General features: G+C 70.0%; 14 protein-coding genes. 3 read left to right on the top strand and 11 right to left on the bottom strand.

Translation table 11 applies throughout. From position 1 onward, the window contains the following. Nucleotides 1-69: 69 nt before the first annotated feature. From LI337_RS04325 to LI337_RS04305, 5 genes are all read right to left on the bottom strand, one after another. Nucleotides 70-1,200, bottom strand: coding sequence for a glycosyltransferase family 4 protein (locus LI337_RS04325; protein ID WP_227228490.1), 1,131 nt, complete (start codon nucleotides 1,198-1,200; stop codon nucleotides 70-72). Next, entirely contained in the window at nucleotides 1,200-1,577 is a 378-nt protein-coding gene (locus LI337_RS04320; RefSeq protein ID WP_227229419.1) for a 6-pyruvoyl trahydropterin synthase family protein, read from the bottom strand. The genes LI337_RS04325 and LI337_RS04320 overlap by 1 nt, the downstream gene beginning before the upstream one ends. 7 nt (nucleotides 1,578-1,584) lie before the next feature. Beyond that, a complete protein-coding gene (locus tag LI337_RS04315; protein ID WP_227228489.1) occupies nucleotides 1,585-2,598 on the bottom strand; it encodes a zinc-dependent alcohol dehydrogenase in 1,014 nt (337 codons plus the stop codon). 89 nt (nucleotides 2,599-2,687) lie between these two features. Continuing rightward, nucleotides 2,688-2,975, bottom strand: coding sequence for a hypothetical protein (locus LI337_RS04310; protein ID WP_227228488.1), 288 nt, complete (start codon nucleotides 2,973-2,975; stop codon nucleotides 2,688-2,690). Between the two features lie 226 nt (nucleotides 2,976-3,201). Continuing rightward, a complete protein-coding gene (locus LI337_RS04305; protein WP_227228487.1) occupies nucleotides 3,202-4,947 on the bottom strand; it encodes a Rieske (2Fe-2S) protein in 1,746 nt (581 codons plus the stop codon). Between the two features lie 165 nt (nucleotides 4,948-5,112). On the opposite strand from LI337_RS04305, the gene LI337_RS04300 reads away from it, so the two are divergent. Then, complete coding sequence (locus LI337_RS04300) at nucleotides 5,113-5,898, top strand: CehA/McbA family metallohydrolase (RefSeq protein WP_227228486.1); 786 nt, start codon at nucleotides 5,113-5,115, stop codon at nucleotides 5,896-5,898. 36 nt (nucleotides 5,899-5,934) lie between these two features. Here the strand turns inward: LI337_RS04300 and LI337_RS04295 are convergent, their stop codons facing one another. From LI337_RS04295 to LI337_RS04285, 3 genes are all read right to left on the bottom strand, one after another. Then, nucleotides 5,935-6,972: a mandelate racemase/muconate lactonizing enzyme family protein gene (locus tag LI337_RS04295; protein ID WP_303645197.1), complete on the bottom strand. Its 1,038-nt coding sequence runs from the start codon at nucleotides 6,970-6,972 to the stop codon at nucleotides 5,935-5,937. After that, entirely contained in the window at nucleotides 6,969-7,868 is a 900-nt protein-coding gene (locus LI337_RS04290; protein WP_380699642.1) for a 1,4-dihydroxy-2-naphthoate polyprenyltransferase, read from the bottom strand. Before LI337_RS04290 ends, LI337_RS04295 begins: the two co-directional genes overlap by 4 nt. Before the next feature lie 61 nt (nucleotides 7,869-7,929). Beyond that, nucleotides 7,930-8,841 (bottom strand): 1,4-dihydroxy-2-naphthoyl-CoA synthase, encoded by a 912-nt coding sequence (locus LI337_RS04285; RefSeq protein ID WP_227228484.1) that lies wholly within the window; start codon nucleotides 8,839-8,841, stop codon nucleotides 7,930-7,932. Between the two features lie 124 nt (nucleotides 8,842-8,965). Here LI337_RS04285 and LI337_RS04280 point away from each other — a divergent pair, with 124 nt between their 5' ends. Beyond that, nucleotides 8,966-10,306, top strand: a complete 1,341-nt coding sequence (locus LI337_RS04280; RefSeq protein ID WP_227228483.1) for a PQQ-binding-like beta-propeller repeat protein — start codon at nucleotides 8,966-8,968, stop codon at nucleotides 10,304-10,306. A 12-nt stretch (nucleotides 10,307-10,318) separates the two neighbouring features. On the opposite strand, the gene LI337_RS04275 is transcribed toward LI337_RS04280, so the two are convergent. Next, nucleotides 10,319-10,822 carry a hypothetical protein gene (locus tag LI337_RS04275; protein WP_227228482.1) on the bottom strand — a complete coding sequence of 168 codons (504 nt, stop codon included), beginning with the start codon at nucleotides 10,820-10,822 and terminating at the stop codon, nucleotides 10,319-10,321. A 128-nt stretch (nucleotides 10,823-10,950) separates the two neighbouring features. Here LI337_RS04275 and LI337_RS04270 point away from each other — a divergent pair, with 128 nt between their 5' ends. Continuing rightward, complete coding sequence (locus LI337_RS04270; RefSeq protein WP_227228481.1) at nucleotides 10,951-12,060, top strand: J domain-containing protein; 1,110 nt, start codon at nucleotides 10,951-10,953, stop codon at nucleotides 12,058-12,060. A gap of 30 nt (nucleotides 12,061-12,090) precedes the next feature. On the opposite strand, the gene menD is transcribed toward LI337_RS04270, so the two are convergent. Then, on the bottom strand, nucleotides 12,091-13,857 hold the full coding sequence (menD, locus tag LI337_RS04265; protein ID WP_227228480.1) for a 2-succinyl-5-enolpyruvyl-6-hydroxy-3-cyclohexene-1-carboxylic-acid synthase: 1,767 nt from the start codon (nucleotides 13,855-13,857) through the stop codon (nucleotides 12,091-12,093). Nucleotides 13,858-13,909: 52 nt separating this feature from the next. Then, nucleotides 13,910-15,256 (bottom strand): isochorismate synthase, encoded by a 1,347-nt coding sequence (locus tag LI337_RS04260; protein WP_227228479.1) that lies wholly within the window; start codon nucleotides 15,254-15,256, stop codon nucleotides 13,910-13,912. Between the last annotated feature and the right edge of the window lie 306 nt (nucleotides 15,257-15,562).

Genomic DNA, 15,562 nt, shown 5'->3' with positions numbered 1-15,562 from the left:
CGAACGACGCGTCACGACGACCGCCGGGTGTCGATGGGGGTCGGGCGCAGTCGTCCGCTGTCGGGACTCTCAGTCGGTCTCGCTCACGTCGGTCAGAAACGCCCGGATCGTGCTCGCGGTCTCGGCCCACGTCGGGTGGTCGCGGTACCGGTCGGCCGCCGCGAGACCCATCCGGGCCAGTCGGTCCCGCTTCCGGCAGACCGGCGCGAGGGCGTCCGCGATCTCGCTCGGGTCGCCCGGATCGACGACCCAGCCGTCCGCGCGGTGGGTGACGAGTTCCGAGGCCCCACCCGCCGTCGAGGCCAGTGCGGGGAGGCCGAAACACATCCCCTCGAGGTAGGCGATCCCGAATCCCTCGTACGTCGAGGGGATCGCCAGCACGTGGCCGCGCCGGAGTTCTGCACGGAGGCGGTCGTCGTCGACCCGACCGGCCAGCGTCACCCGGTCTGCGAGTCCGAGGTCGCCGACGAGTCGGGCGACCGACTCGGCGTACGACTCGTCGGCTGAGAGACTGCCGAGCACCGTCAGGTCCCAGTCGCAGTGGAGTCGGGATAGTCCGGCCAGCAGCGTGTCCAGTCCCTTCCGGGGCGTGACGTTGCCGAGGAAGACGACCCGAAACGGGTCCTCGTGTGCGCGGCGGCGGATCTCGGCCGCCGGGAGTGGCTCACCGAAGCGGTCTCCGGCCGGGTACGCGACGACCGACTCGGCAGTCGCCTCGGGACCTGCGAGCTCTGTGACCGTCCGGCGCGTGGTCTCGCTGTTGCAGATCACCGCGTCCAGCGTCCGGAGGTAGCGACGTTCGATGGTGCGGTAGCCACGCCTGCGCCACGGCGGGGCAGGTTCCGCAGAGCGCAGGTGGTGGACGAGTCCGACGACCGGTGTGCCGGCCGGGAGCGCGTCGTTCGCCCACGCGAGCGAGGGGTGACAGAGTTCGTCCTGGACGAGGACGTCGACCTCGCGGGCGACTCGCCGGAGTCGACGCCGGAGACCCCTGCCGGCGTTGTGGGTCAGCGACCGGAGGTACGACACGTCGGGCAGGGAGACGACGGTCACTTCGTCGCCGGCGGCCCGCAGACGCTCGACGACCTCGGCGTCGTAGAGGTAGCCGCCCGACCGGCGGTCGAGGTCGCCGTAGACGACCCAGCCGACGTGGAGTGTGTCGGCATCGCCCTCCTCTCTGTCGGTTTCAGCCTCCTGCATCAGACCGGCGTCTCGTAACTCGCCCACGCGCTGTCGTCCTCCCAGAGTCTGACTTCGACTCGCTCGGGGTTCGACAGGTCGGCGTCGTCGGTGAACCGATCGGCGACGTGTCGGGCGAAGTGTTCGACGCTCGGGTTCTCGCCGTCGAACTCCGGCAGGTCGTTCAGCGTCGCGTCCCGGTAGCGGGCCAACAGGTCGTCGATCGCGGCCTCCACGTGGTCGATGTCCACGAGATACCCGAACTCGTTCAGCTCCGGCCCAGACAGGCGGAGTTCCAGCGTGAAGGCGTGCGAGTGCAGGTCGCCCTCGGGTCCGGGGTCCGGAACCGTCAGAAAGTGTTGGGCGATGAACTCGCGGCGAACCGTCACCGTGTACATGAACCGGTCAACGGTCGTCATACGTAAAGAGGATTCCCACTGCCGCCTCCGGACTGGTGTCCAGCGTCTCGTAGGCGCTGTCGGCCTCGCCGAGTGGGAGTCGGTGGGTCACGAGGTCGTCGGTCGGCAGGTCGGCGAGGTGGTCCCACGCGACGGAGAGTCGGCGGTCGGTGTCCCACCGCCCCCGGAACTCGGGGTCGATGGTGCTCACCTGACTGCTCGTGATGTCGATGCGCTCGCGGTGGAACCGCCCGCCGAGTCCGAGGTCGGCCCGTTTCGTCCCGTACCACGACCCGACGACGATGCGCCCGTCGTAGGCCGTCGCCCCGACCGCGTCGTCCAGTGCTCGGGGGTTCCCGGAGAGTTCGTACGCCAGGTCGACGCCGGTCCCGTCGCTCGGCGAGAGCGTGTCGGGGACCGCAGTCGGGTCGATGCTCTCGTCGGCACCGAAGCCCCGCGAGCGTTCGCGGCGCTCTGGCACGGTCTCGACGGTGACGAGCGAGGACAGCGGGAACTCGGCGAGGATGGCGGTGGTCGTCAGGCCGACGAGTCCCTGTCCGAAGACCGCGAGACGTTCGCCGACGACCGGGCGACCGTCCATGACGAAGTTCACGGCGGTCTCGACGGTGGGCAGGAAGGCGGCCTGCTCGGGCGAACAGTCGCCCGGGACCCGGATCAGGTGGCTCGGCTCCGCGAGGAAGGCGCTCTCGTGGGGGTTGAAGCCGAAGACCGTCTCGCCCAGCCAGTCGTCCGCGACGTCCTCGCCGACGGCGGTCACGTCGCCGACGGCGGCGTAGCCGTACCGGAGGGGGTACGAGAGGTCTTCGTCGGCGAACGCCGGGAGCGTCGCGTCGGTCTCCATCGACTGGGGGGCGTCGCCACGATACAGCAGGAGTTCGGTTCCGGGGCTGACAGCGGAGACTGTGGTCTCCACGCGGACCTCCTCGGGACCGGGAGGCCCCACCTCGCGCTCGCGGACCGCGACCTCTCGTTCGGCGGTGAAGAACAGCGAACGTGACACGTTGTTCGAGGCAAGGGCCGCACCAGTATCGTTCTTTTCATTGCCACGTCGGGGACTCCGCCGGCCCCCGGTTCCACCCGTCGCCCCGGTCACTCGTCGGCGGTACGGGCGACCCACCACAGCAATGTCATGTCGAGGAGGAGCCAGACGAGCACCCAGACGACCACGGTCAGGAGGACGATGGCGGTCGTCGAGAGTAGAGGGACCGCGCTCGTCATCGCCACGACGAGCGAGTAACTGACGACCAGTGTGGCGAGCACGACTGCGATGCTGATCACCCCGCAGGCGTAGTGGCCCCGACGACCGATGCCTCCGACGCCCTCGCCGTCCTCGCCGAGTCTGCCGCCGGATGCGTGTGGTACGAGTGCAAGTGTCATACAGAGACGTACGTGACACCCCGACTTAACGACTCGCGTATCTCTCTTGATAGTTCGTTATAAATACGGCACACCGAGTCGAGTTTCGGCTCACGACACACTCACCAGTCGACCGGGCTGGCGCGACACCTCGGCGGCGTGGGGCCGCCTCGGGCGACGCGGCCGGTCGAGCGGTCGGGGGCTTTCACCGCTCGTCGTCCGCGACCGATTCGACCGAGTTCGCATCTCAGTCGGCTTCGTGAATCTTCTCGCCACGGTGCAGTCGATCCGCGATGGTGAAGGTCTGCTCGCGTTCCCGCCGGGTCGGGAAGTGCGCCGACAGGTACCGCGCCACCGCGACCAGCAACACCCGCCGTTCCTCGCTCTCCTCGCGCATCCCGGCCTGCGTGAAGCCGGCCTCCAGCGCCTGGAACGTGTGGAAGCCCGCATCCTCGCGAACGAGTCCACTCCCCAGTCGCTCCCGCAACGCGGCCGGGTCACCGCCGGCGTCGAGGTAGTGAGCCGTCAGTCGCCCGGCCTCGTTCACCGCGCCCTCGGTGTCGAACGTCGCCAGCAGGTCGTCGAGCAGTGCGTCGGTGTCCGCCTCGCTGTCGCCCCGGTCCGGAATCGGTGCCGGCGGCGTGTTGAGGAAGCGGTCGAGGTAGACGTTGACGGCGGCGTCGAACACACCGCGATACAGTTCCGTGGCGTCGGTGCGCCGCGAGAGGCGGTGGACCGCGTTCGCGTAGGTGAAGGTGTGGTGGACGGTGTTCCAGTCCGAGAACTCGTTGCTGGTGGCGAACTGCGCGACGCGTTTCCCCGCCGCAAAGGCGACCGCCGACGCCAACTGCTCGACCGTCGCGCCCCCCTGAATCGCTCCCTCCAGCGCGTCGAACACGGCTTCGGGGTCGTCGCTGTGCAGGCGGTCGGTGAAGTCGTCGGGTTCGGTCCACTCCTCGCCCTCTCCCGCCGCGACGAGGTCCGGCAGGCGGTCGAAGGTGTCGTCGGCCATCGCCGCGAGGTCGATGGGCTGTCGCCACGAGGAGAGTTCCTCGCTGCGCTCCGCGCCGGTCAGGCCGTCGACCAGCGTCGGGAGGACCGACTCCGCGTGCTCCCACCCGATCAGGTCCAGGGCCTCGCACGCCTTGTTCACGAAGTCCATCGTGTGTCCGGTGTCGAGATACCGGTGATCGGTGCCGGCCGCGACCAGCATCTCGGCGAGTTCGGCCTCACTCGCGCCGGAGGCGACCGCCGTCCGGAGACAGCGCTCCGCACCGTCGGCGTCGCGGACCTCGACCGTCTCGCGGAACCACGACTTCAGGCGCTCGTGGGAGAGGTCCCGCGCCGAGAACGACTCCTGCTCGAAGCGGGGTGGCTGGTCGGCACAGTCCGAGGCGACCTGCACGAGCCCCTGGTACAGTGCGCGCCGGCGGTCGTTCGTGTCGAGGTCCGGGAGGACGTTCGCCATCGCGGTGAGGATGGTCAGCCCCGGCCCCCACCCGCCCTGCCGGTACTGCGTCCCGAACCGGACGCCGGTCTCGACCTGTTCGGTCGGGTCGACGCCGGCGTCGTCCAGGCCGATGGCGGACTTGGCGAGGACGAGTCGGAGGTTCTGTTCGAGGCCGTCCTCCAGTCGACTCGCCCAGTGCTCGGCCGGCGGTTCGTCGCGCGGCGGGTCCGGATCGACGTACACCGTCCCGTCGCGGACCTCGACCGGGTAGGCCTGCACGTCGTCTGCCCACGGGTCGAAGGTGTCGCCACAGGAGAGTTCGAACCGCGCGTGGTGCCAGTGACAGGTGAGGATGCCGTCCTCGACGCTCCCCTCCGTGAGGGGAAAGCCCATGTGCGGACAGCGGTTGTCGACCGCGCGCACCTCGCCTTCGTGGTGGAAGACGGCGATTGCACGCCCGTCGACGCGGACCAGTTCTCTGCCTGACGCCCGGAGGTCGTCGAGTGGGACCGCAGGCTGGAAGTTCGAGTCGGTCTGACTCATGACACGGACTACCACGCCGGGTACCAAGAGCGTTCCCTGACGCGGATTTTGGTAACTCTGCTGTCAGAACCTCGCTCGGTGCCGCCCACCACCCTGCCGACTGCGGACAGGGCGCACGGTCGGCAGTGAAGCTTTTGTCCGAGTACGTCCAACTTTCGACAACTCGTGCCCTCACTGACAGTCCGGATCGACCCACACGTCCACTCGGAGGGTTCCTACGACGCGAGTGACCCGGTGGAGTTGATCCTAGAGCAGGCCGCAGAGATCGGACTCGACGGCGTCGTGATCACCGACCACGACGCCATCCACGAGTCGCTACGCGCGGCGGAACTCGCCGCCGACTACGGACTGGTCGGCATCCCCGGCGTCGAGATCTCGACCGCCGCGGGACACCTGCTCGCCATCGGGGTCGACGAGATGCCGCCACACCGCGCGCCCTTCGACGAGACGGTCCAGTGGGTCAGGTCGCACGGCGGCGTCGCGGTCGTTCCGCACCCCTTCCAGCGCTCCCGGCACGGCGTCCGGAAGCGCAGACTCACCGACTGTGACGCGGTCGAGGTGTTCAACGCGTGGCTGTTCACCGGCTACAAGAACCGGCGCGCCCGCCGGTTCGCCGAGACGCGGGGCTACCCCGGCGTGGCCGCCAGCGACGCCCACTCGGTGCCCTACGTCGGGAGGGCCTACACCGAACTGGAGATTCCGGACGCCACCCGCGCCGATCTGGACGCCGACCTCGTGCTGGACGCCCTGAAGAACGGGTCGACGCGCGTGCAGGGCAGACGCCAGCCGATCCGCCTCTCGACGAAACACTACGCTATCGGCGCGGCCAGAAAGAGCGGTTACTACGCGAAAGTCGGCGCGAAAGGGAGTGTGAGGGGTGCGGCGAAGGGTGCACGCGGCGTGGCACAGGCCGCCCAGCTGCTCTACCGACTGTCGCCGCTCTCGCGCTGATTCTCTCGACTCCGACTCGGTCACGCTCTCACGCGCTCACCCGTCCCAGACCAGCGAGTCGAAGCTGTCGCCGACGACGCCCGGTCCCGTCGGCACCGAGATGCGACCGTCGACCACCGGCACCGGGTCGGGCCCAACGTCCTCGGCGAGGAGGTCGCCGGTCGCCAGGCCGTGCGCCCGGTCGCCGGGGAGACACGCCGCGACGTGGACCGCCGCCGCGCGCGCCACAGCGCCGTCGATCGTCGTCGTGACGACCGACGAGACGCCGGCGGTCCGGGCCTTCCCGACCGCCCGCAGCGTCGACTCGGGACCGCCGAGTGCCATCGGTTTCAGGATCAGCGTGTCGGCGGCGTCGGCCTCCACGACTTCGCGGACGCTGTACTCGGCCAGCGACTCGTCGGCCGCGACGCCGACACCCCTGCCCCGGAGCGACGAGAGCGCGCCGAGTTCCGTGGCCGGAACCGGCTGTTCGACGTACTCGACGCCGATCTCGGCGAGTTCCACCAGCACGTCGCGGGCGGTCGTGTAGTCCCACGCGCCGTTCGCGTCGGCCCGGAGCGTGACGCCGGCACCGACCGCGTCCCGCACCGCGCGGATGCGCTCGACGTCTTCTTCGGGGTCGCGGACGCCGACCTTCAGCTTCAGCGTCCCGTAGCCGGCGTCGACGGCGGACTCGGCCCGGTCGACCGTCTCCGCGACCGGCGCGTCGCCGAGTGTCGCGTTGACGGGCACCGAGTCGGCGACCGGCGCGTCGGGGCCGGCGAGGTGGCGACCGAGTGGGACATCCGCCTCTCGGGCCTGGGCGTCGTGCAGTGCGAGCGTGACGCCGTGTCTCGCGGCCGGTGTCTCGCGGTCCGGCACGCCCGGCCACGAGTCGGCGAGGTCTCGGAGCGTCTCGTCACACTCGTCGTGGCTCTCGGTCCACCCCGGCAGGGGCGTCGCCTCGCCGATGCCACGCTGGCCGTCCCGGTCGACACCGACGAGCCAGCCGTCTCTGCTGGTGATCGCACCCTTCGCGGTGCCGAGTGGCTCCCGGAGCGGGAGCGAGAAGTCGGCGAGTGACAGGCCGGTCATGCCAGCGCCAACCCCAGCGCGAACAGCAGCGAGTAGCCGGCGAGCAGTTTCCCGGTGTCTTCCAGCGCGGGGTTCAGCTTCTCGCCTTTCGTCTCGGTGACGACGGTTCGAGCGACACGCCCCGCGATGGGCATCGTGACGAGTGGCAGGAGGACCGTCGCGCCGAACTCCGGCCAGAGCCAGAAGTACGCCGGCACGAGGTACGCGAGGACGAGCAGACCGACGTACTCGGCGCGCGCGAAGCCGTAGCCGAACCGGACCGCGAGCGTGCGCTTGCCGGTCGTCGCGTCCTCCTCTTTGTCCCGGACGTTGTTGACGACCAGGACGTTCGTCGAGATGGCCGCGACCGGGAGGCTGGCGACGACAGCCGCGAGTGGCACCGTGCCGGCCGGCACCGTCGTCGTCAGTGGCTCTGCGAGGAACGTCACGGCCTGTACGTAGTAGGTGCCCGTCACCGCGACGAGGCCGAAGAAGACGAAGACGAACACGTCGCCGAGGCCGTGGTAGCCCAGCGGGTACGGCCCGCCGGTGTAGGCGATGCCCGAGACCACGGACAGCAGGCCGATGACGAGGATCGGCACGCCGCCGACGTAGACGAGGTACGTCCCCGAGAGAACCGCCAGCGCGAAGGTGAGATACATCCCCGCCTTCACCTGTCCGGGCGGGATGAGCCCCCCGGCCGTGACGCGGGTGAACCCTTCGCGGGCCTCGGTGTCCGCGCCCTGCACCGCGTCGTAGTAGTCGTTGGCGAAGTTCGTCCCGATCTGGATCAACGTCGCTCCGAGCAGTGCGACCAGCGCCGGCAGTATCGCGAGGTAGCCGTCGTGGTAGGCGAGGCCGGTGCCGACCGCGACCGGTGCGAGCGCGGCCGGCAAGGTCTGGGGCCGAGCGGCGATGATCCACGCCCGCATCCGCGTGATCTCGGCGTTCGTCGTCATGCGTCGATCTCTCCGCCCATCAGTAGTGCCACGGGAACTCCGAGAAGTTCGGTTCGCGCTTCTCCAGGAAGGCGTCCCGGCCCTCGGCCGCCTCGTCGGTCATGTACGCCAGTCGGGTCGCCTCGCCGGCGAACACCTGCTGGCCGACCAGTCCGTCGTCGGTGAGGTTGAACGCGTACTTCAGCATCCGGATCGCGGTCGGCGACTTCGCGGTGATCTCCTCTGCCCACTCGAACGCCACGTCTTCGAGGTCTCCGTGGGGGATCGCCTCGTTCGCCATCCCCATCTCGACTGCCTCCGCGGCGGAGTAGGTCTTCCCACGGAAGAACACTTCTCGTGCTTTCTTCTGGCCGACCTGCTTGGCGAGGTACGCCGACCCGAAGCCGCCGTCGAAGGAGGCCACGTCGGGGTCGGTCTGGAGGAACTTCGCGTGTTCCTCCGAGGCGAGCGTCAGGTCGCAGACGACGTGCAGTGAGTGGCCCCCGCCGACGGCCCACCCCGGCACCACGGCGATCACCGGTTTCGGCATGAACCGGATCAGTCGCTGGACTTCGAGGATGTGCAGGCGACCGGCTTTCGCCTCGCGGACGAGTGGGTCGTCGCTCTCGTCGGCCTCGTCGTCGTCGCGGTACTCGTAGCCCGACCCGCCGCGAACAGACTGGTCGCCGCCGGCACAGAACGCCCAGCCGCCGTCTTTCGGCGACGGGCCGTTGCCCGTGAGGAGCACACAGCCGACGACGGCCTGTTTCCGGGCGTGGTCCAGCGCCGCGTACAGTTCGTCGACCGTCCCCGGTCGGAAGGCGTTGCGCACCTCGGGGCGGTCGAACGCGATCCGGACCACGGGTGCGTCGGTCGCCCGGTGGTAGGTCACGTCGTGGAACTCGTCGGTGACCTGCTCCCACCGGTCCGAGTCCATCAGTTCCGAAGTCATGTCACGATAGGCGGCCGGACCGCGCAAAAGCGTTCTTGTCCCGGCGTCCGCGTCGCTGGTCGAACTCTCCACTCGGTCCACCACAAAGCACGTACCCCCCGAACGCGACACCGCCGAACGACCCATGCCCTCCCACAGAACTACCCGCAGGACCGCTCTCCGGACCCTCGGCGTCGCGCTCGGCGGCGCTGTCGCCGGTTGTCTCAGTAACGACGACTCGGGGACGCCGACCAGTTCGACCGACGACGACACTCCACCCACGAACACCGACGACACCTCGCCGACGACGGACGACGACACCGACGTCTCTGACCCCCCGGCAGACGCCCGATGGACCGCCGATCTCCCCGGCCGAGTCGGCGAACTGCGGTTCCACGACGGGACGCTGTACGCCGGCACCGACGCGAGCTCCCTCGTCGCCCTCGACCAGAGCGACGGGCGCGTCAGGTGGCGCTTCGACGCCCCGAACCCGGTGAAGTCGCTCGCGTCCGGCACCGGTCTCCTCGTCGCGGACGGAACGCTCTACGCGGTGAGTGGCGCGTTCGACGGCCTGCACGGCCAGGAGAACCGCGTCCACGCGCTGGACCCCGGAACCGGCGAGGAGTTGTGGACCTACGCCCCCGACATCTCCTACGAGGCGTTCGGACTCCACGGCACCGCCGACGGCGCGCTGTTCGTCGGGAGCAACGACGACGCGCTCTCCGACGAGGGCGACCCGACCATCGCGCTGGAGACCGACACCGGCGCGGAACGCTGGCGGGTCGGCACCGGCGACGTGTCCGGCATCGAACCGGGCGTGGAGACGACGGTCGTCGCCACGCAGTTCCTGTTCCGTGGACTCGCCACCGCCGACGGGACCGAACGTTGGTCGGTGTCGGTCGAAGACGCCGGACTTCTCTCACCCCGCGTCGCTGGTGAGACGGTCTACGTCGGGCACAACGGCGGCCCACTCCGGGCCGTCGCCCTCGATTCGGGGACCGAACGCTGGCGACTCGACGGCCCGGTCAACTCGGTGCTGGTCGACGACTCGGGTGCGGAGGCTGGCGTCTTTCTCGGCGGGCGCGAGGTGCGTCACGCCGGCTCCGACGGGACAGTGCGCTGGACGACCGACGAGTCGCTCCTGCTCGCGCTCCTCGCCGGGGACCGACTGCTCGGCTTCGGCGAGTCGGCGGTCGTCTCGCTGTCACCCGAGGACGGCTCGGTCGACTGGCGTGCCACGCCGGGTGGCGAGTACACGCGACCGGCGGCCGTCGCCGAGGGCGTGGTCGTCACTGCCGACGGGCAGTCGGCCCGCCTGTTCGGTCTCGACGCCGCGTCCGGCGAGACGCGGTGGACGTTCGACCCCGGTGTCGAGCAAGTCACGGACCCGGTGGTCGGCGATGGTGCAGTGTTCGTCGCCGAGGCGAGCGAACTCGGCGGCGAGTCGGAGTCGGGGCGGGTGTTCGCCCGCGACCTCATCGGCTGAGTTCGGCGGCGGTCAGTCGTCGCGTTCTCGCTCCCAGCCGACTTCTTCGTCGGTGTCGTCGGTCGTGCCCCACTCGTCGGCGTCGTCCGTGTCGGCGTCGGCGTCGTCGTTCCAGCCGCCGTCGGTGAGTTCGCCCTCCTGTTCGCGGATGTAGCGGTCGACGCGTCGAAGTCGGTCGTAGAACTCCCGTGCTTCGGTGAGCGGCCCGCCGGGCGCCACGACGAACCCGAGGAGTGCGATCACCCAGACAGCGATGATCCCGAGCAGAAGTTGGTTCGCGATGACGACCGCGTAAGTGAGGTTCACGAGCGCGATCAGCGTCAGGACGGCGACCCGCCCCCAGCCGAGCGCCTCGATGTAGCCGTCGGCCGGGCGGAAGGTGGCGAACAGCCAGCCGGTGCCGTAGATGCCGACGGCGGCGATCACCCCGAGGAGAATCTGTCCGGCGATGACGAGGGCGTACGCCACCGTCAGCAAGACGAGTGTGCCGGCGACGTACTTCCAGCGGGAGGACATGTCCGGCACTTCTGCCGGATCGTACAAAGGGTTTCGGCCGACAGTAGTCGGTCTGCTGGCGTCGATTTCTCCCCTGAGGACCGACGGAACTTTGTCTCACGCGGTCCGGAGTGGAATCGACAGCCGAGATGGCCGTGACGTGTTACGACGTGCTGGCCGTCGGTCCGGACGCGACCGACGAGGAGATAGAGACCGCGTTTCGCAGACGCGCCCGCGAGACACATCTGGACGTGAGCGACCACGCCGACGCGACCGAGCGATTCCGCCTGCTGGCACGCGCTCGGACGACCCTCCTCGACGCCGAGAGTCGCGCTCGCTACGACCGACTCGGTCACGACGCCTACGCCGACCGCGCGTGGTCCGAGGAGTTCACCGCGACGTGGCTCGCCGTGACCGCGGAGTGGGTCGCGGATCGGGATGGGGAGTCGGGCGTCGAGAACCCCGACACGGCCGCCGACAGCGCCACTACCGATCCCGCGTCGGCGACCGACCGCAGGGAGGGAGCCGACGACACCGCCACCGGCGACGGCTGGACCGGAACGACCGCCGGCGACAGCACGACGGGATCCGCCGCCGGCGACAGCACGGCGGACTCGGCGACCGCCGACCACACCGAGACATCCACCGCCACCGACCACACCTCGACGTCCACCGCCACCGACCACACCGCGACATCCACCACCACCGAGCACACCGCAGACACCGAGCGAACCGGGACCACCAGCGCGACCGCCGCCGGGGCAGACTCGGCGAGCATCTCGGGCGGGACGAGCAGAACGACCGCCGCCGTGGACGACGCCGGGTTGTTCGACGCCGGGTCGTCGTGGGTCGATCCGAGTGGAGACGCCGGGAGAGGCGACACGGAGGGGTTCGGCATCAGAAACGTCGAACCGACCGGCGGCGGTCGGCGCGTCTCGGTCGGTCGCCCCGACGAGACCGAACTGCTGTTCGCGGTCGCGCTGTGGATCGGCTACCCCTTCTTCCTGTTCGGCAGTGTCGCGCCCACGTTCCCGCTGGTCGTCAACGTCACGCTCGGCGTCCTCACGCTGATCCTCGTCTGCTACGCGCTGGTCCGGCCCGCGATCGGTCTCGGCGTCTTCGGGGCGTGGAGTGTGCTCGCACCGGCGGTCGTCGCGCTCTGGAACGTGGACGCCGGGTCGGTCGTTCTCCCCGCCATCGTCGGTGCCTGCTGGCTCCCCTTCGTGTTCGCACTGCTGGTCGCCTACGAGTTCGGCTGAGACGTCGAGAGACGCGAACCGGGACCGCTCTCAGGAGAGTTCCGCGACGACCTGCTCCCGGAGTCGCTCGCGGGTCCGGTGGCTCGACTCGGCGTCGCTCGACACCTCGATGACCTGCGCGCCGGGAGCGGCGACCGACTCGCGGTACGCTTCGCGGAACGCCTCGCGCGTCTCGACGCGGGCGAAGCCGAGGGCGTAGATGTCCTCGGTCGGCCGGAAGTCGAGGCCGTGGGGCGTCTTGAACTGGCCGGTAAAGGGCGGGTCGAACTGCTCGATCGGAAGCATGTGGAAGATGCCGCCGCCGTCGTTGTTGATCAGCACGATCGTCGCCTCGACGCCACAGCGACCGAGCGCCAGTAGGCCGTTCATGTCGTGGTAGTACGCCAGATCGCCCGTGACGTACGTCAGGTGGTCGGTCGTCGCACTGCCCGCGCCGAGTGCGGTGCTCGTCACGCCGTCGATGCCCGACGCGCCCCGGTTGGCGAGGACGGTCCGACTCGCGGTCGAGGGTTCGGCGAACCGGTCCAGATCGCGGACCGGCATACTGTTCGAGACGACCAGCGTGGCCGGTTCCGGCGCGAGGTCGGTGGCGTCCGCGAGAATCGCGCCCTCGTGAACGGTCCCGGCGTCTGCCGACTCCGCGTCGGCGAACACGTTCCAGTGGACCTCCTCGGCGCTCTCGAACCGGTCGCGCCAGTCCGAACTCGCTTCGCTTCTGCTCCCGCGAACCAGCCGCGAGAGGTCGCCAGCCAGCCGACCGGGGTCGGCGACCACCAGATCACTCGCGGTGAACTCCGCCTCGCGCCACTCGCCGGCCGGGTCGACGAGCACCTGTCTGGCGTCGGTGCGCGCGAGGTACTTCCGGAGTGGCTTCGAGGTCGGCGACGCGCCGAACCGCACGACGACGTCCGGACCGGGCCAGTCGTCGGTCACATCGGGAGCGAGGTAGGCGTCGTAGCCGCCACAGACCGGGACGGTCCTGACGTGCCCGCCGAACCGCATCCCGGAGAGTGGGTCCGCGAGCACCGGGAACCCGGTCGCGTGCGCCAGCGCGGTGATCGCCTCGGTGTCGAGTCGCGGGTCCTCGGGACCGGCGACGAGCAGTCCTCGCTCTGCCTCGGACAGCGTCTCGGCCAGTTCGTGCAGGTCGGTCTCGGAGACGGTGGGCGTTCCCCGACTGGTCGAGACGAAGGGGCCGTCACGGCCCTCGACCGCAAGCGAGTCGAGGTCGTCCGGCACGTCGCCCTCGACGTGGACCGGTTCGAGTGGCTTCCGGAACGGGACGTTCAGGTGGACCGGTCCCGGCGGGGTCCCGGTGGCAGTCGAGAGCGCCCGCGCCGCGTCGGTCCGGAGGCGGCGGAGTTTCCGGTTCGTCGGTTCCGGTTCCGGGAGGTCGCGGTACCAGCGCACCGAGTCGCCGTAGAGCTTCTCCTGGTCGATCGTCTGGTTCGCGCCGCTGTCCCGGAGTTCCGGCGGTCGGTCGGCCGTGAGCAACAGCATCGGGACGCGGGCCTGCGACGCCTCCACGACCGCCGGGTGGAAGTTCACGGCGGCGGTGCCGGAGGTGCAGACCAGCGGCGTCACCTCGCCGGTGCGCTTGGCGCGGCCGAGCGCGAAGTACGCCGCCGACCGTTCGTCGAGGTGTGAGAACGTCCGGACGTCCTCGTGGCGGTCGAAGGCGGCGGTGAGGGGGGTCGATCTACTCCCCGGCGCGATGCAGACGGCGGTGACGCCGGCCTGCGCCAGTTCGTCGACGAGCGTCCGTGCCCAGAGGGCGTTGCGGTTCGGTGCTGTCATCTGTCGCTGTCCGTGGTCGTCGGTGTGGATGTGGGTGCGCGCGTCATACGACTCAGGCTTCGAGTTCGTCGAGGATCGGTCGGTACTTCAGTTGGACTTCGTCCCACTCGCGGTCGGGGTCGCTGTCGGCGACGATGCCGACGCCCGCAAAGAGGGTCGCGGAGGTCTCGCGTGCGACGGCCGAGCGCAGGGCGACCGCGAACGACCCGTTCCCGGCGGCGTCGAACCAGCCGACCGGCGCGGCGTACCAGCCACGGTCGAACGGTTCGGTGTCGCGGATGGTCTCCAGTGCGCGCTCCGGCGGCAGGCCGCCGACTGCGGGCGTCGGGTGGAGCGCCTCCACCAGCGAGAGAACGTGCTGATCGCGGGACAGCGTGGCGGTGATCGGCGTGAACAGGTGCTGGACGGTCGCCAGTCGGCGGACACTCCGCTCGCCGGTCCTGACCGAGGAGGCGAGTGGGGCGAGTTGCTCGCGGATGGCGTCGGCGACGAGCTGGTGTTCGTGCGCGTTCTTCTCGCTGTCGCGCAGTTCCTCGGCGAGCCACTCGTCTTCTGTCGGGGTGTCACCCCGGCCGGTCGTCCCGGCGAGTGCGCCGGTCTCGACCGTGCGCCCCCGGCGCTTGACGAGGCGTTCCGGGGTCGCGCCGAAGAAACTCGCGCGTGGCTCGGCTCCCTCGGGTTCGACGAGGAACCGGTAGCAGTCGGGGTAGGTGTCCGCGAGGCGAGCGAGGAGGTCCGGGATGGACACCTCGCGGGCGAGTTCGGTCCGGAGGGCCTGCGCGAGGACGACCTTCTGGAGGTCGCCGGCCCGGATGCGCTCGACCGCCGCCTCGACGCTCTCGCGCCAGTCCGCGGTGGACATGGTTCGCGTCCGGGAGACGACACCCGGCGGCTCGGCGACCGGACCGGGGTCCGGGAGGTCGGCGATGCGTTCCTGCTCGGCGGCGAGGCGGGCTTCGACCGACTCGGCGTCGGCGTCGGGACCGACCGCGTTGACGGTCAGCCACGTCCCGTTCTCGGCTTCGGTGACCTGGACGCGCGGGAGGACGAAGCGCGCGCCGGGGAAGGCGTCCCACGGTGCGCCGTCCTCGTCGCGGTCGTGGAAGGCGAAGCCGCCGAACAGTCGGGGGCAGGCCGCCTCGGTGCCGGCGTGGACGTCCCCGGAGGAGAACAGCGTCTCTGCGGTCTCTTGGATCGCGGTGAAGCGGTCCGGGCCGTCGGCCGAGAGTGTCGCGGCCGCACCGGAGCCGACGACGGTGGCCTCTGAGGGTGCGGTCCAGACGGTCCGGGGCGTGTCGGCGACGTCGAGCCACGCCCGGAACGACGGCGAGTCGATCTGCACGGCCCGACTGACGAGATGCGCGCTCCCCGGCACCTCGCCGCTCCGAAGCGATTCCATTAGCTCACGTTGGGGACTACGGACCCTTATCACTGACTATCGGGGGACAGTCGGCTCCGAGTCTCCGGTACGTGAGACCTGTCTACTCTCTGGCGCGCGCGACTCCGACGCGCGCGAGGGAGGGGTTCGGGCGGTGCCGAGAGAACCCCGAGGCTGGGGAGGACCGAGGGGTGGTCTGCTGTGCTGTCGCTGTGTCGTCGCTGTGTCGTCGCTGTGTCGTCGCTGTGCTGTCGCTGTGTCGTCGCTGTGTCGTCGCGTTGCTGTTGCGGCGTAGTGCTGTTGCCGTGTCGTGGCGGCGCTGTTGCG

The organism is Salinirubrum litoreum (assembly GCF_020567425.1).
GTDB lineage: Archaea > Halobacteriota > Halobacteria > Halobacteriales > Haloferacaceae > Salinirubrum > Salinirubrum litoreum.
This window is presented reverse-complemented; position numbering and strand designations above follow the sequence as displayed.

Bases quoted from the DNA above. Each gene is read 5' to 3' on its own strand.
- LI337_RS04280 (WP_227228483.1), top strand. From the start codon at position 8,966: ATGCCCTCCCACAGAACTACCCGCAGGACCGCTCTCCGGACCCTCGGC.
- LI337_RS04305 (WP_227228487.1), bottom strand. From the start codon at position 4,947: ATGAGTCAGACCGACTCGAACTTCCAGCCTGCGGTCCCACTCGACGAC.
- LI337_RS04325 (WP_227228490.1), bottom strand. From the start codon at position 1,200: ATGCAGGAGGCTGAAACCGACAGAGAGGAGGGCGATGCCGACACACTC.
- LI337_RS04310 (WP_227228488.1), bottom strand. From the start codon at position 2,975: ATGACACTTGCACTCGTACCACACGCATCCGGCGGCAGACTCGGCGAG.
- LI337_RS04270 (WP_227228481.1), top strand. From the start codon at position 10,951: ATGGCCGTGACGTGTTACGACGTGCTGGCCGTCGGTCCGGACGCGACC.
- LI337_RS04285 (WP_227228484.1), bottom strand. From the start codon at position 8,841: ATGACTTCGGAACTGATGGACTCGGACCGGTGGGAGCAGGTCACCGAC.
- LI337_RS04295 (WP_303645197.1), bottom strand. From the start codon at position 6,972: ATGACCGGCCTGTCACTCGCCGACTTCTCGCTCCCGCTCCGGGAGCCA.
- LI337_RS04320 (WP_227229419.1), bottom strand. From the start codon at position 1,577: ATGTACACGGTGACGGTTCGCCGCGAGTTCATCGCCCAACACTTTCTG.
- LI337_RS04275 (WP_227228482.1), bottom strand. From the start codon at position 10,822: ATGTCCTCCCGCTGGAAGTACGTCGCCGGCACACTCGTCTTGCTGACG.
- LI337_RS04260 (WP_227228479.1), bottom strand. From the start codon at position 15,256: ATGGAATCGCTTCGGAGCGGCGAGGTGCCGGGGAGCGCGCATCTCGTC.
- menD (WP_227228480.1), bottom strand. From the start codon at position 13,857: ATGACAGCACCGAACCGCAACGCCCTCTGGGCACGGACGCTCGTCGAC.